Source organism: Streptomyces sp. NPDC055189 (assembly GCF_053606765.1).
Genome location: NZ_JBSGSG010000017.1, coordinates 1 through 13,100, shown reverse-complemented (window position 1 = coordinate 13,100; position 13,100 = coordinate 1). Strand labels below are relative to the sequence as shown.

General features: G+C 69.3%; 13 protein-coding genes. 7 read left to right on the top strand and 6 right to left on the bottom strand.

What is annotated here, in order from left to right; translation table 11 throughout:
• Positions 1-4 precede the first annotated feature (4 nt).
• The 3 genes from ACWFR3_RS15340 to ACWFR3_RS15330 all read left to right on the top strand — a co-directional run bounded on the left by ACWFR3_RS15340 (position 5) and on the right by ACWFR3_RS15330 (position 2,339).
• The gene (locus ACWFR3_RS15340; protein ID WP_453735048.1) at positions 5-643 is read left to right on the top strand and encodes a TetR/AcrR family transcriptional regulator; all 639 of its coding nucleotides are present in this window, start codon (positions 5-7) and stop codon (positions 641-643) included.
• Positions 644-652: 9 nt separating this feature from the next.
• Positions 653-1,447, top strand: a complete 795-nt coding sequence (locus ACWFR3_RS15335; RefSeq protein ID WP_453735047.1) for a sterol carrier family protein — start codon at positions 653-655, stop codon at positions 1,445-1,447.
• Positions 1,448-1,517: 70 nt separating this feature from the next.
• Complete coding sequence (locus tag ACWFR3_RS15330) at positions 1,518-2,339, top strand: META domain-containing protein (RefSeq protein WP_453735046.1); 822 nt, start codon at positions 1,518-1,520, stop codon at positions 2,337-2,339.
• Here the strand turns inward: ACWFR3_RS15330 and ACWFR3_RS15325 are convergent.
• From ACWFR3_RS15325 to ACWFR3_RS15315, 3 genes are all read right to left on the bottom strand, one after another.
• The gene (locus ACWFR3_RS15325; protein ID WP_453735045.1) at positions 2,290-3,615 is read right to left on the bottom strand and encodes an LPXTG cell wall anchor domain-containing protein; all 1,326 of its coding nucleotides are present in this window, start codon (positions 3,613-3,615) and stop codon (positions 2,290-2,292) included. The two genes, ACWFR3_RS15330 and ACWFR3_RS15325, sit on opposite strands and share 50 nt — an antisense overlap.
• Before the next feature lie 173 nt (positions 3,616-3,788).
• On the bottom strand, positions 3,789-5,207 hold the full coding sequence (locus ACWFR3_RS15320) for a sulfatase family protein (protein WP_453735044.1): 1,419 nt from the start codon (positions 5,205-5,207) through the stop codon (positions 3,789-3,791).
• A 79-nt stretch (positions 5,208-5,286) separates the two neighbouring features.
• Complete coding sequence (locus tag ACWFR3_RS15315) at positions 5,287-5,388, bottom strand: putative leader peptide (RefSeq protein WP_453735043.1); 102 nt, start codon at positions 5,386-5,388, stop codon at positions 5,287-5,289.
• Between the two features lie 163 nt (positions 5,389-5,551).
• Here ACWFR3_RS15315 and purF point away from each other — a divergent pair, with 163 nt between their 5' ends.
• Complete coding sequence (gene purF, locus ACWFR3_RS15310) at positions 5,552-7,078, top strand: amidophosphoribosyltransferase (RefSeq protein ID WP_453735042.1); 1,527 nt, start codon at positions 5,552-5,554, stop codon at positions 7,076-7,078.
• A gap of 37 nt (positions 7,079-7,115) precedes the next feature.
• The gene (gene purM / locus ACWFR3_RS15305) at positions 7,116-8,210 is read left to right on the top strand and encodes a phosphoribosylformylglycinamidine cyclo-ligase (protein ID WP_453735041.1); all 1,095 of its coding nucleotides are present in this window, start codon (positions 7,116-7,118) and stop codon (positions 8,208-8,210) included.
• A gap of 122 nt (positions 8,211-8,332) precedes the next feature.
• On the opposite strand, the gene ACWFR3_RS15300 is transcribed toward purM, so the two are convergent.
• Both ACWFR3_RS15300 and ACWFR3_RS15295 read right to left on the bottom strand, forming a co-directional pair.
• Positions 8,333-8,593: a DUF3073 domain-containing protein gene (locus ACWFR3_RS15300; RefSeq protein ID WP_393395924.1), complete on the bottom strand. Its 261-nt coding sequence runs from the start codon at positions 8,591-8,593 to the stop codon at positions 8,333-8,335.
• Positions 8,594-8,883: 290 nt separating this feature from the next.
• Complete coding sequence (locus tag ACWFR3_RS15295; RefSeq protein ID WP_453735040.1) at positions 8,884-9,966, bottom strand: Leu/Phe/Val dehydrogenase; 1,083 nt, start codon at positions 9,964-9,966, stop codon at positions 8,884-8,886.
• A 244-nt stretch (positions 9,967-10,210) separates the two neighbouring features.
• On the opposite strand from ACWFR3_RS15295, the gene ACWFR3_RS15290 reads away from it, so the two are divergent.
• Together ACWFR3_RS15290 and bldC are read left to right on the top strand one after the other, a co-directional pair.
• Positions 10,211-11,089 (top strand): hypothetical protein, encoded by an 879-nt coding sequence (locus ACWFR3_RS15290; protein WP_453735039.1) that lies wholly within the window; start codon positions 10,211-10,213, stop codon positions 11,087-11,089.
• Between the two features lie 522 nt (positions 11,090-11,611).
• On the top strand, positions 11,612-11,818 hold the full coding sequence (bldC, locus tag ACWFR3_RS15285) for a developmental transcriptional regulator BldC (RefSeq protein ID WP_003949541.1): 207 nt from the start codon (positions 11,612-11,614) through the stop codon (positions 11,816-11,818).
• A 561-nt stretch (positions 11,819-12,379) separates the two neighbouring features.
• On the opposite strand, the gene ACWFR3_RS15280 is transcribed toward bldC, so the two are convergent.
• A complete protein-coding gene (locus ACWFR3_RS15280; protein ID WP_453735038.1) occupies positions 12,380-12,589 on the bottom strand; it encodes a DUF6274 family protein in 210 nt (69 codons plus the stop codon).
• Between the last annotated feature and the right edge of the window lie 511 nt (positions 12,590-13,100).

The following is a 13,100-nucleotide window of genomic DNA, read 5'->3' as shown; positions in this document are numbered from 1 at the left end:
CTGCATGACTGACGAGCTGGGGCTGCGCGCGCGCAAGAAGAAGCAGACGGCCTCACGGATCTGGCGGGCGGCGGTGGACCTCTGCTCGGAGCGGGGCTTCGACCACGTGTCCGTGGCGGAGATCGCCGAGGCCGCCGACGTGTCGAAGATGACCGTCTTCAACTACTTCGGCACCAAGGAAGGCGTGATCGTCAGCCCGATGGAGGAGCACGTCGGCGACGCGGCCCGCGCCGTGCGCGAGCGGCAGCCGGGGGAGTCCGCGGTCACCGCGATGCGCGGACAGTTCCTTGAGCAGATCAACGGGCGCGACCCCTCGATCGGCCTCGCCGGCGACCCGCGCGCCCTCAAGGTGCGCCAGCTCATCAGCGAGACGCCGACCCTCGCGCACCGCATGGTGAGCTTCCACATGCGCGGCGTCCAGCTCCTCGCGGACGCCCTCGCCGAGGAGACCGGCGACATGCTCCTCGCCCGCGTCGCCGCCGCGCAGCTCATCGGCGCCCGCAACGCGCTCATCGTCGAGAACCACCGGCGCACGCTCGACGGCGACCCGGTGGAGGAGATCGCGAAGGACTGCGCCGTCGCTGCCGAGCGGGTCTTCGACCAGGTGGAAAAGGGTCTCCAGGGGTACCCCGGGAAGAATTAGGCTCGGCCCATGCCACCGGCCAAGAAGCGCACCCGTTCGTACGACCCCGCCAAGATCCGCACCGCCGTGCTCGCCCAGTTCGGCAACGTACGGGAAGCGGTCGGCGCCCTGGAGCCCGGGCAGCTCGCCCTGCCGACCCGGCTCGGCAGCTGGACCGTCCGCGAACTCGCCGCGCACCTCACGATGGGGCTCGGCGGCGCCACCCGCTTCCTCGCCATGCCGGAGCCGCCTGCCCGTGAAGTGGCGCTGCTCGACTGGCCGTTCGCCACCGCCTCGGCTGCCCAGCAGGTCGACGAGGCGTCGCGTGCCTTCGCCGCGCAGGAGAACCTGGACGAGCTGTACGCGCGCACGCTGGCCGCCTTCGAGGAGGCCCTGCCCGACTTCACGCAGGGGCGCCTCATGCCCACGCGGTTCGGCGCGATGACCCTGGACGACTTCCTGGTCACCCGGACCGTCGAACTCATCGTCCACACCGACGACCTGAACGACGCGGTGCCGGGCCTGGACATCCCGTACGACCGCCAGGCTCTCGCCGCCTGCACCCGGCTGCTCGCCGACGCCCTCGCGGTGAAGGCTCCGGGCGGCGCGGTCGAGGTCAGGGTCCCGCCGTTCGCCGTGGTCCAGTGCGTGGAAGGCCCCCGGCACACCCGCGGCACCCCGCCGAACGTCGTCGAGACCGATCCGCTCACCTGGATCCGCCTCGCGACCGGGCGTACGGACTGGAAGACGGCGCTCGACGGCGCGAAGGTCAGCGCGAGCGGGGAGCGGGCGGATCTGGCGGAGCTGCTTCCGGTCATGAGCTAGCCGGGGCCCAATGAAGCCCGGTCGGGGAGCCGAGGGGAACCAGATCACCCACTTGTCCCGTCACAGCGGCATGCAGAAGCAACGACTGACTCCGACCGTCATGGCCCTGGCCGCCGCGGGCATGCTCACCGCGTGCGGCACCGAGACCGGATCCGGCAGCGGGTCCGTCGGGTCCCGACCGAACCTCACCGGCGTCCACTGGAGCGTCGAGAGCGTCACGGTGAACGGCAAGAAGCAGCAGGCCCCCGGCGATGCGTACGTAAAGATCGGCGACAAGGGCAAGGCCGAGGGCAACTACGGCTGTAACGGCTTCACCGCGGACGTGTCCCTCGACGGCGACTCCGTCGACTTCGCCAATGCCCTTTCCACGAAGAGGGGCTGCGACAAGCTGGACTTCGAGGACGCGCTCAAGGGCGCCATCGGCAAGGGCGAGCTGAAGGCCGCGGTCGACGGCGACAAGCTGACGCTCACCACGGACAAGGGAGACCGCGTGGCCCTCACCTCGAAGCCGGACGCCCCGCTGACGGGCACGAAGTGGAACGTAAGCGCCATCGGCGACCGCAAGGCCACGGCACCCCTGGCGAAGGAAGTGGACGGCAAGGCCCATCTGACCTTCGGCAAGGACGGCATGGTCCGCGGCAAGCTCGGCTGCAACAGCGTCACCGCCAAGGCCGAGGTGAAGGACGGGCAGATCACCCTCGGCGCCCCCCGGACCACCCGGATGATGTGCCAGGGAGCCGAGGGGGAGACCGAGAAGAAGCTCCTCAAGCTGTTCGACGGCAAGGTGAGCTACCAGCTGAGCCACGACGGGCTCTCGCTCACCGCCGAGGACGGCACGGTCGTCAGCGCGAATGCCGACCTGAAGCAGGAGAAGCAGGCGAAGCAGAAGTAGCGGCGGTCCGGCGGGTGCGGGACTTCAGCAGGAACGCGCCGCCGAAGGCGAGCATCAGGCCGCCGCCGATGGAGTAGGCGAGCGTGGTGTCGGAATCGCCGCCGGTCTCGGCGAGTTCGGTGGCGTTGCCTTCGGGGCGTGCGTCGTTGGGGGCTTCTTCCGCGGGCTTCTTCTGTACGGGATCGGCCGCCTTCGCCGGGGCCGCCGGCGCCGCCACCCCGTCCAGGCTCACCTTCACCGTCGCCGCATCGGCCCCCGCCTTCACGACCTCGACCTCGACCTCGCGGGCCTCGTCCGTCAGCGTCGCCCCCGTCTTGAGCGCGTCCGTGTCGGCCGGGGCGTCGCCGCCGGTGGACTCGTCGGCGTCCGGGGTCGGGTCGATGAGCGCCGACTTCGCGTAGTCCCCGTCCGGCACCCGGTAGGCGTGCACGCCCTGGATCTCGCCGTCCACGGTGCCCGACTTGTGCCGCAGCTCCACGACCAGGCGGTCGTCGCCCAGCGGGATGTCGATGGCACGCACCCCGCTGCCGCTCCCGTACAGCGGACGCAGGTCGTACGTAGCGGACTTGCCGACCTTCGCGACCTCCCCGCCCGTCAGCCACTTGTTGTGCAGCAGCTCGGGCGAGGTGAGCCCGGCCTCCCACCCGCCGCCGCCCATCGGGGTCTTGTGGCTGGTGCCGTCCTCCTTGCAGCCCTCGCCGAGGTCGCCATCGGGGCAGCGCAGGCGCATGTGGTGGCTGTAGCCGAAGTTGTGGCCGAACTCGTGGACCAGGGCCGTCATCGACATCTCGGCGTCGGCGCCGATGGGCATCCAGGTGGTGCCGCCGCCGACGGTGCCGAGCGCGAGCCAGTCGCAGCCGGCCTTCTCCGAGGGGAAGACGAGCGACAGGTGGTCGTAACTGTCCTCGGGGACGCCCTTCGCGGCGAGCGCCTTGCGGGTCAGGTCGTTGATCTTGCCGGTGTCGCAGCCGGTGGCCGCGAGATCGATGTCGACGGGACCGGTGACCCCGTCGCCCCCGGCGGCCTTGAAGGTGGTCGCGCCGCCGGTGACCTCGTTGTAGTACGAGGTGAGGGAGCTTTTGCCGCCGAAGTAGTTGTCCTTCAGGGCGGTTTCGAGCTTGCCCGCGTCCGGGATCCGGCTGTCCGTGAAGTTGACCATGGCGACCTGGACGCGCCGCTCCGGCTCGTCGGCGGCGGGCGCGGGAGCGGCGGCGGCAGCGGTCAGTGCGGCGGCCACGGCGGCCGGTATGAGGCAGAGGCGCGGGGACGGCTTCATGGGGGACCTTCCGGGTGGGGGATCGCGCGGACCTGGAGATCAACTGGGGCGCGCGCGAGGCACGCTAGCGATCACATCGGCCCGCGCGAACCCCTCGGAGGGCTTCTTAGGCCGCGCTTAAGGCTCAGTTCAGGCAGCGGAGTACGACAGCTCAGGCAGTCGGGTACGACAGCTCAGGCAGTCGGATACGGCAGCAACCCCTTGTCCGTCTTCTCCCACGCCGCCTTCAGCTCCGCCAGCAGCTCCGGCTCACCCGCCGCCCGGTCCGCCTGCTCCCGCTGGTCCGCGGCCAGGTTGAACAGCTGGTCGTCGCCGCCCTTGCCCCGGTAGTACTTCCAGTCCCCGCGCCGCAGCGCACGCTCCCCGCGCACCCGCCAGAACAGCTCCCGCTCCGCGAGCTCCTCGCCCTTGAGCAGGTAGGGCGCGAGGCTGGTCCCGTCGAGCTTGTACGCGGGACTGGGCCGGGCCCCGCCGATCTCCAGGAGCGTCGCCGTCCAGTCCGGCGTGAACACGGGCTCGTGGCTGACCTGCCCGCCGTCGAGCCGCGCGGGCCACCGGACGATGGTCGGCACCCGGATGCCGCCCTCCTGGAGCGAGGCCTTGTTGCCCGAGAGGGGCCAGTTGTACGAGAAGCGCTCACCGCCGTTGTCGGAGGCGAAGAAGACCAGGGTGTCCTTCTCCTGCCCGGACTTCTTCAGGGCCTTGAGCACCTCGCCGACCGACCGATCCAGGTCCTGCACCATCTCCGTGTACTTCTCGACGGAGCCGCCGTCCTGGTGCCAGAGCGCGCCCTTCTCGCCCGCCCTGATCCTCCGTACGATCTCGGCGCTCTCCTCGGTGTCCCCGTCGGCTATCCACGGCCAGTGCGGGGTGGTGAAGTTCAGGTTGAGCAGCCAGGGCTTGTCGCCGTGGTCGCGCCGCACGTACTCGCTCGCCCGCTCGGTCAGGATCCGCGTGTAGTAGCGCAGGTCCTTGTACTCGGCGTCGCCCTCCCGGACATCGCCCTTGTAGAGGTCGTACTCACCGCCGAGCCCCAGCTTCGAGTAGTACTCCAGAGCCCCGCCGAAGTTCCCGAAGAACTCGTCCCAGCCCGACTTCGTGGGCGAGTAGTCCGGCAGATGGCCGCAGTGCCACTTGCCGATGAGCGCGGTCGAGTACCCGGCGCCCTTCAGGAGCGAGGCCAGCGTGGGATGCGTCGGCTCAAGGCCCGCGGACTTGTCCGCGATCGGCTCCGCGAGCCCGCCCTTCGTACGCCCCGGAAAGCGCCCCGTGTAGAGGCTGAAGCGGGTCGGCGAGCAGGTCGCGGACCCGGAGTAGGCGTCGGTGAAGCGCACGCCCTGGCGGGCCAGGCGGTCCAGGTTCGGGGTCTTGATGTGCGGCGCCCCGTAGGAGGAGAGATCGGCCCAGCCCAGGTCGTCGCCGAGGATGAACAGGATGTTGGGCCGCTTGGCGCCGCCGCGGTGCGGGGCGGCGCGGAAGGGCCGCTCCCGGGCCTCGGCGGTGGCGGGCAGCCCCACCGCGGCGGCGGCACCGGCTCCCACGGCACCCCCGAAGGCGCGTCGGGACAGAGCGGACTGGTCGTACGAGGACATGGCGGCGCTCCTGAAAAGGGCACGGCGCACGGCAGCGACACATACCCGGAGTCGGAAAGAAGTGGGACGGAGAGTGAGCTCAGACAGCGCTGCGACAGATCGCGCTCGCGACACGGACGAGGTCGACGTGGCGGCGCTCCACAAGGGTGACCGAGGGGTCACCGAGGGGGTGCAGGGGCATGGACCAGGAGCTTCACGGGACCCGTCCGCCCCTGTCAACGCTTCCGCTCACCTGTTCACAAGGGCGTAGCACTCCACGCACGCCCCGGCGGTGTCATCACGCTCCGTGCGGGGCCCGTATCCCCAATTCGGACCAGTGGTCGATCTCGCCTACACTCGGTGTCGTGCCACGTGGTGACGGTCGACTCAATCATGATCTGCTCCCCGGCGAGAAAGGCCCCCAGGACGCTTGCGGCGTCTTCGGTGTCTGGGCTCCGGGTGAAGAGGTCGCCAAGCTCACTTACTTCGGGCTGTACGCCCTACAGCATCGAGGCCAGGAGTCCGCGGGAATCGCGGTCAGCAACGGCTCCCAGATCCTTGTCTTCAAGGACATGGGGCTCGTTTCCCAGGTCTTCGACGAAACCTCCCTCAGCTCGCTCCAGGGTCATATCGCGGTCGGTCACGCCCGCTACTCGACCACCGGGGCATCTGTCTGGGAGAACGCCCAGCCGACGTTCCGTGCCACCGCGCACGGCTCCATCGCGCTCGGGCACAACGGCAACCTCGTCAACACGGCCCAGCTCGCCGAGCTGGTCGCCGAGCTGCCCAAGGAGAACGGCCGCGCGACCCAGGTCGCGGCGACCAACGACACCGACCTGGTGACGGCTCTCCTCGCGGGCCAGGTGGACGACGACGGCAAGCCGCTGACCATCGAAGAAGCCGCCATAAAGGTCCTCCCGGACGTGCAGGGCGCCTTCTCCCTCGTCTTCATGAACGAGAACACGCTGTACGCGGCGCGTGACCCGCAGGGCATCCGCCCGCTGGTCCTCGGCCGCCTGGAGCGCGGCTGGGTCGTCGCATCGGAGTCCGCGGCGCTCGACATCTGCGGCGCCAGCTTCGTCCGCGAGGTCGAGCCCGGCGAGTTCATCGCGGTCGACGAGAACGGACTGCGAACGTCCCGATTCGCGGAAGCGAAGCCCAAGGGCTGTGTCTTCGAGTACGTCTATCTGGCGCGCCCCGACACCGACATCGCCGGCCGGAACGTCTACCTCTCGCGGGTCGAAATGGGCCGGAAACTGGCCGAGGAAGCCCCCGTCGAGGCCGACCTCGTCATAGCGACCCCGGAGTCCGGAACGCCCGCCGCGATCGGTTACGCGGAAGCCTCCGGCATCCCCTTCGGCGCCGGTCTGGTGAAGAACGCCTACGTCGGCCGTACGTTCATCCAGCCCTCGCAGACGATCCGCCAGCTCGGCATCCGTCTGAAGCTGAACCCCCTCAAGGAAGTCATCAAGGGCAAGCGTCTGGTCGTCGTCGACGACTCGATCGTGCGCGGCAACACCCAGCGCGCCCTGGTCAAGATGCTCCGCGAGGCCGGCGCCGCCGAGATCCACATCCGGATCTCGTCCCCGCCCGTTAAGTGGCCCTGCTTCTTCGGCATCGACTTCGCGACCCGCGCCGAGCTGATCGCCAACGGCATGACGATCGACGAGATCGCCACCTCCATGGGCGCCGACTCGCTCTCGTACATCTCCATCGACGGCATGATCGAGGCCACCACCATCGACAAGCCGAACCTCTGCCGCGCCTGCTTCGACGGCGTGTACCCGATGGATCTCCCCGACCCCGAGCTGCTCGGCAAGCAGCTCCTGGAGACGGAGCTGGCCGCCGGTCCGGCGTCCACCGCTGCGGCCGACGCGATCCGTCGCCCGTAAGCCACCCGTAGTAACGACACGAAAGCTCTCATCCCCCATGCCTACTGAGCCTTTTGAGCGTGCTCCGCACACGGGCACTGGTGCCAGCTACGCGGCCGCCGGCGTAGACATCGAAGCGGGCGACCGCGCCGTCGAGCTGATGAAGGAGTGGGTGAAGAAGACGAAGCGCCCCGAGGTCCTCGGCGGCATCGGCGGCTTCGCCGGACTCTTCGACGCCTCCGCCCTCAAGCGCTTCGAGCGCCCCCTGCTCGCCTCCGCCACCGACGGTGTCGGCACGAAGGTCGACATCGCCCGCCAGCTCGGCGTGTACGACACCATCGGGCACGACCTGGTCGCGATGGTCATGGACGACATCGTGGTGTGCGGCGCCGAGCCGCTCTTCATGACCGACTACATCTGCGTCGGCAAGGTCCACCCCGAGCGCGTCGCGGCCATCGTGAAGGGCATCGCCGAGGGCTGTGTCCTCGCGGGCTGCGCCCTCATCGGCGGCGAGACGGCCGAGCACCCCGGCCTCCTCGGCCCGGACGACTTCGACGTCGCGGGCGCCGGCACGGGCGCGGTCGAGGCCGACCGTGTGCTCGGCCCCGATCGCATTCGTAAGGGTGACGCGGTGATCGCCATGGCGTCCTCCGGTCTTCACTCGAACGGGTACTCGCTCGTCCGGCACGTGGTCTTCGACCGCGCGGGATGGTCCCTGGACCGTCAGGTCGAGGAGTTCGGCCGCACGCTCGGCGAGGAGCTCCTGGAGCCCACCAAGATCTACTCCCTGGACTGCCTGGCGCTCACCCGCACCACGGACGTCCACGCCTTCAGCCACATCACGGGCGGCGGCCTCGCGGCCAACCTGGGCCGGGTCATCCCGGACGGCCTGCACGCGATCGTCGACCGCGAGACGTGGACGCCCGGCGCGATCTTCGACGTGGTCGGCAAGGCCGGTGAGGTCGAGCGTCTGGAGCTGGAGAAGACGCTGAACATGGGCGTCGGCATGATGGCGATCGTCCCCGAGGAGTCCGCGGACGCGGCCCTCACGACCCTCGCGGACCGCGGCGTGGACGCCTGGATCGCCGGTGAGATCACCGAGCGCGGCGACCACACCGACGGCGCGGCACTGATCGGTGACTACTCCAAGTAGGCCGGTGAGCCGCTTGCGAGAGCAGCACAAAACCCGGTCCGGCGTGACGACCACCCCGGACCGGGTGAAGTGCAGTTGCTACGAGAACTGCGAATACTGCAAGTGCTGCGAATGCAACGAGGTCAAGCGCCGCGGCGCTGCGGCGAAGAACCGGACTCGTCGGAAGAGTCCTCGTCATCGTCGTCGTTATAGCGATCCGCGTACTGGGCGTACGGGTCGTCTTCTTCCTCGTCGTCGTCTTCGAACGGCTCGCTGTTCGGCGGCTGTTGCGAAGTCGAAGCGCCCAGCTCATTGGCCAGACGCGAGAGGTCAGTCCCGCCGCTGCTGTACTTCAGCTGGCGGGCGACCTTCGTCTGCTTGGCCTTTGCCCGGCCGCGCCCCATGGCTCGACCCCCTCGGATATGGGGCTTGGTGACCCCAGAGTCTTGACACGCGTTCATGATCAGGAACGGGCTCTCCGTGGAGAGGCCGGTCCGTAGGGCTTCCACGGTACCTGCTCCTGCGGCCATACGGTACGTCGCCCGCAGGACGCGCCTCGGCGCACAACCCGCGAGGAGCCCCGTCCTCGCTGGTCAACTGCGATTTTAACCTCTTCTTGCCGGGCGACCCGCCGACGGGGGTGAGTCTTGTCTCTCGCGCACGTCGGCGGGGCCCTTTCGCGGCACTCGCGGGGTCAGGGGCGGCGGGCCTCCGCCATCCTCTGCTCGGCGATCCTGTCGGCTGCGGCGGCCGGCGGAATGCCATCCACCTTTGCGCGAGCGAATATGGCGAGAGTGGTGTCGAAGATCTTTGACGCCTTCGCCTTGCACCGGTCGAAGTCGAAGCCGTGCAGCTCGTCGGCGACCTGGATCACGCCGCCGGCGTTCACCACGTAGTCGGGCGCGTAGAGGATCCCGCGGTCGGCGAGGTCCTTCTCCACACCCGGGTGCGCGAGCTGGTTGTTGGCGGCGCCGCAGACCACCTTCGCGGTGAGCACCGGCACGGAGTCGTCGTTCAGGGCGCCGCCGAGCGCGCAGGGGGCGTACACGTCCAGGCCCTCGACCCGGATCAGGGCCTCGGTGTCGGCGACGGCCGTCACGGACGGGTGCTTGTGGATGACGCGGCGCACGGACTCCTCCCGTACATCCGTGATCACGACCTCGGCGCCGTCCGACAGGAGGTGCTCCACGAGGTGGTGGCCGACCTTGCCGACGCCCGCGACGCCGACCTTGCGGCCGCGCAGCGACGGGTCGCCCCACAGGTGGTCGGCCGATGCGCGCATGCCCTGGAAGACACCGAAGGCGGTGAGCACGGACGAGTCGCCCGCGCCGCCGTTCTCGGGGGAGCGTCCGGTCGTCCAGCGGCATTCGCGCGCGACGACGTCCATGTCCGCGACGTACGTACCGACGTCGCACGCCGTCACGTAGCGACCGCCGACCGAGGCCACGAAGCGGCCGTAGGCGAGCAGGAGCTCCTCGCTCTTGATCTGCTCCGGATCGCCGATGATCACGGCCTTGCCGCCGCCGTGGTCGAGACCGGCCATGGCGTTCTTGTACGACATCCCGCGCGCGAGGTTCAGCGCGTCAGCGACGGCGGCTTCCTCGCTCGCGTACGGATAGAAGCGGGTGCCGCCGAGGGCGGGGCCCAGGGCGGTGGAGTGGATGGCGATGACGGCCTTGAGGCCGCTGGCACGGTCCTGGCAGAGCACTACTTGCTCATGGCCTCCCTGGTCCGAGTGGAACAGGGTGTGCAGGACGCCGTTGTCTGCTTCGGTCACGGTGGTGACTCCCGGTCAAGTGGCGGCGGTTAGGCGGGCGCCCGTGCGGGTGGCGGGGCCCGTTGGGCATGAGACTAGAGCCTGGGAGAACCCGCTGACCGCGCAGTGCCGAGGATCACCCTCTCCTGTCGCGCTGGAAGCACGATGGAGTTCGGCCATGGGTTCGGGCACGGGTTCGGCCGCGGGTTCGGTCGTGACACGATTTGCAGTGTTTTCCAGCCGGTAGGCGGGGGAGGGAGCAGCCGTGCCCAAGGTGTCTTCATTGGTTGTCCCGTACGCGTCCTACTTGCGCGTCTATGAGCCGCTCGCCGCCTTCCCGGAGCCCGAGCGCGGCCACTGGGCGCGCTACGCGCGTCGCGCCGACCGCCCCTCGTACCAGGACGAACTCCGCCGTTCCCTGGCGGACTTGCTGCCCACGCCGCCCGTCCCCGTGCCGGTGCACGAGAGCAGCGACGCGTTCGTGGTGGAGGCCGACGGGGTGGTGTGCGTCTGCCCCTGGCGCACCCGGCTGCGCGGCTGGCAGGCCCTGGGGGATCTGGCCGGGCAGCTGCCCCCGCCGGTCCTCGACGCGGTCCTGCCGCCGGTGGTGCGCCGCCAGACGGCCGCGGACTACGAACAATGGCTTGCCCGCAACCCCGACGCGCGCCCCTGGATCCGTACGTCCACGTGGCAGGTGCCGCTGAACTGGTTCGTGCTCGTCTCGGACGAGGAGCGTCAGTTCGAGAAGGGGTACGAGGGATACGAGGAGGGGCGCGAGGACGGCGAGACGGTGGCCTGCGCGCCCGTCCTGCGCTACCGCACGCCGATGGTGCAGGCGCGGCGCCGGGTGGCCCGCGGGCTCAGGACGCTGCGGGACACGATCGACGACGGGCCGCTCGTCGACGGGCTCATGGACGTGGGCCGGTGGCTGGAGGAGTTCCATCCGCGCTCCCTGGTCGAGCTCGACTACGGCGGGCTCGTGCACGCCCTGTCCGAGGAGCAGCTCGACGAGGACCACTCGGCGGCGGATGTCGCGGAAGGAATCGAGGCGCTGCGCGACGGCGACGGCGAGGGGGCCGGCGAGGCGTATGCGAGGCTCATGGAGCGATGGAAGGCGGTCCGGGACCGTCAGTTCTCGAACTGAGCGTCAGCCGGGCCGTTCGTCGCTCCCCCTGGATCGGCATCCCGTGGGTCGTCCCGTCATCCATACGCGGCGCCTACACGGGACGTTGGTCCCGATCCGGGCTTTTGTGTCAAGCGTGACGGACCGCACTTACTGCGCCCTTGCGCCCAACACCCACCCTCGTGCCAAAATAGGACAAGGAGTCCGGGGAGGGCTCCTTCCGTCCATGTCTGGGCGGAATACTCAGCATTGCACGCTATGGGGGGTCTGTTGACTCCTGATCGCTCTGTGACTGATCGTCACTGTGGCGTGACTGTCCGCTATGGCATGGTCCATCGGCTTCCGTCGCTGATAGACACCTGGGAGGGCAATTCCATCGGTTTGGCCGACGTGGCTGGACGGATGGTGTAGTTGTAGTGCCGAGGACAAGCCGTTCGTCCTATAACCGACTCGACTCGCGTCCGCCATTTCGGGCAACGCGGGTCAAGGTGCAGAATTTAGAGGAATGAACCGAGAAGGTTCGGTTCTCCGAGGAGGCCGCTCATGACCGCTCGCACCCCTGATGCCGAGCCGCTGCTGACCCCGGCTGAGGTTGCCACGATGTTCCGCGTCGACCCCAAGACGGTGACGCGCTGGGCCAAGGCTGGCAAGCTCACGTCGATTCGCACGCTCGGCGGCCATCGCCGTTACCGCGAGGCTGAGGTCCGCGCACTGCTCGCGGGTATCCCGCAGCAGCGCAGCGAGGCCTGAACTACCGCATAACCGCAGTACCCGGACGAAACGCACGACCGCTGCTGGGTCCCCCAATCCGGCCGCAACGTCCGATTTTTAGCTACATGCGACGCGGGTCCCGCCCCAACGGGTCCCACGCCTGAGCCTCATGGGTGAGTCGTTCGAGATCGCGCTGGACTCCGCCGGGTCCAGCGCGATCTTTTTTGTGCGCCCACGGATGAGCGCTGGTGAGTGCCGCTGTGAGCGGGCTTGTTGGTCTCTGGGGGGTGCTGTCGTCACGCTGTGGGGAGGCTGTGGCGCGACCCCCGCGCCGGCCTTGTCGCGTCCGGGCGGACGCTGTGCGGGGCGGCTGCGGGGCGGTGCAATTGCACATATTAAATTGACTGGTTGTAAGACGGGTGTAAGTTCCGGGGTTTCCAAAAGAAGTTCGGTGACACCCGTCACACGCCGTGAACCTTGTTGCCCCCGATGTCTCTGAGTTAGAGGAGATTCCGGACCAAGCGGGGGAGTTGGCTCCGCAGGCCCGGGGGCCTACCCCTCACCCTGCCACCACCGAGGTGGCCCCCGGGTCGGCTTTGGTCACGCGTTCGGGGGACTTTCGTCCTCGCCGCTCTCCCAGTCGCCCTCACAGCCGCTCTGAGCGCCCGGAGAGGTCTCCAGGGCCAGGCGCTCCAGGCGGTGGCAGATGGGGCAGTGCCGGGTCAGGTGGCGGTAGCTCGTCGCCGCGGAGAGGTGGGCGCGGAGCAGAGCGCGTGTCTCGTGCCGTGCGGATGCCGCCGAAGCCGTCATACGCCACCTCCAGATGAGGAACCGGTCCCGCCCCGCTCCCTGCTGTCTGGGTACCGGCGGAATGTGACGCAGTCAAGACGCGGGGCAGGGGAAGGGGCTGCGGGGGTGGAACGCCGGAAGCGGCACTCGACAGGGCGGAGAAACTTGCGGCTTCGCCGCGGGCGCGGCCTCCACCTTGACGGGGTGGCGAGCATCTCGACGGGGTGGCGGGCGGGGGAGGGCAACGCGGGAAGGGCCGCACTCTTGCGAGTGCGGCCCTTGTGTTGCTGCGGTCCTGGCGGGATTTGCTGTGTCTGATTGCGGCTTCGCCGCGGGCGCGGCCTCCGCCTCGACAGGGTGGCGGGCGGGCGGGGGAGCCGGAGGTGCCACGCAAGAGGGGCCGCACTCTTGCGAGTGCGGCCCTTGTGCTGCTGCGGTCCTGACGGGATTTGCTGTGTCTGATTGCGGCTGCGCCGCGGGCGCGGCCTCCGGGAGTGGCTGTGCCACGCAAGAGGGGCCGCACTCTTTCGAG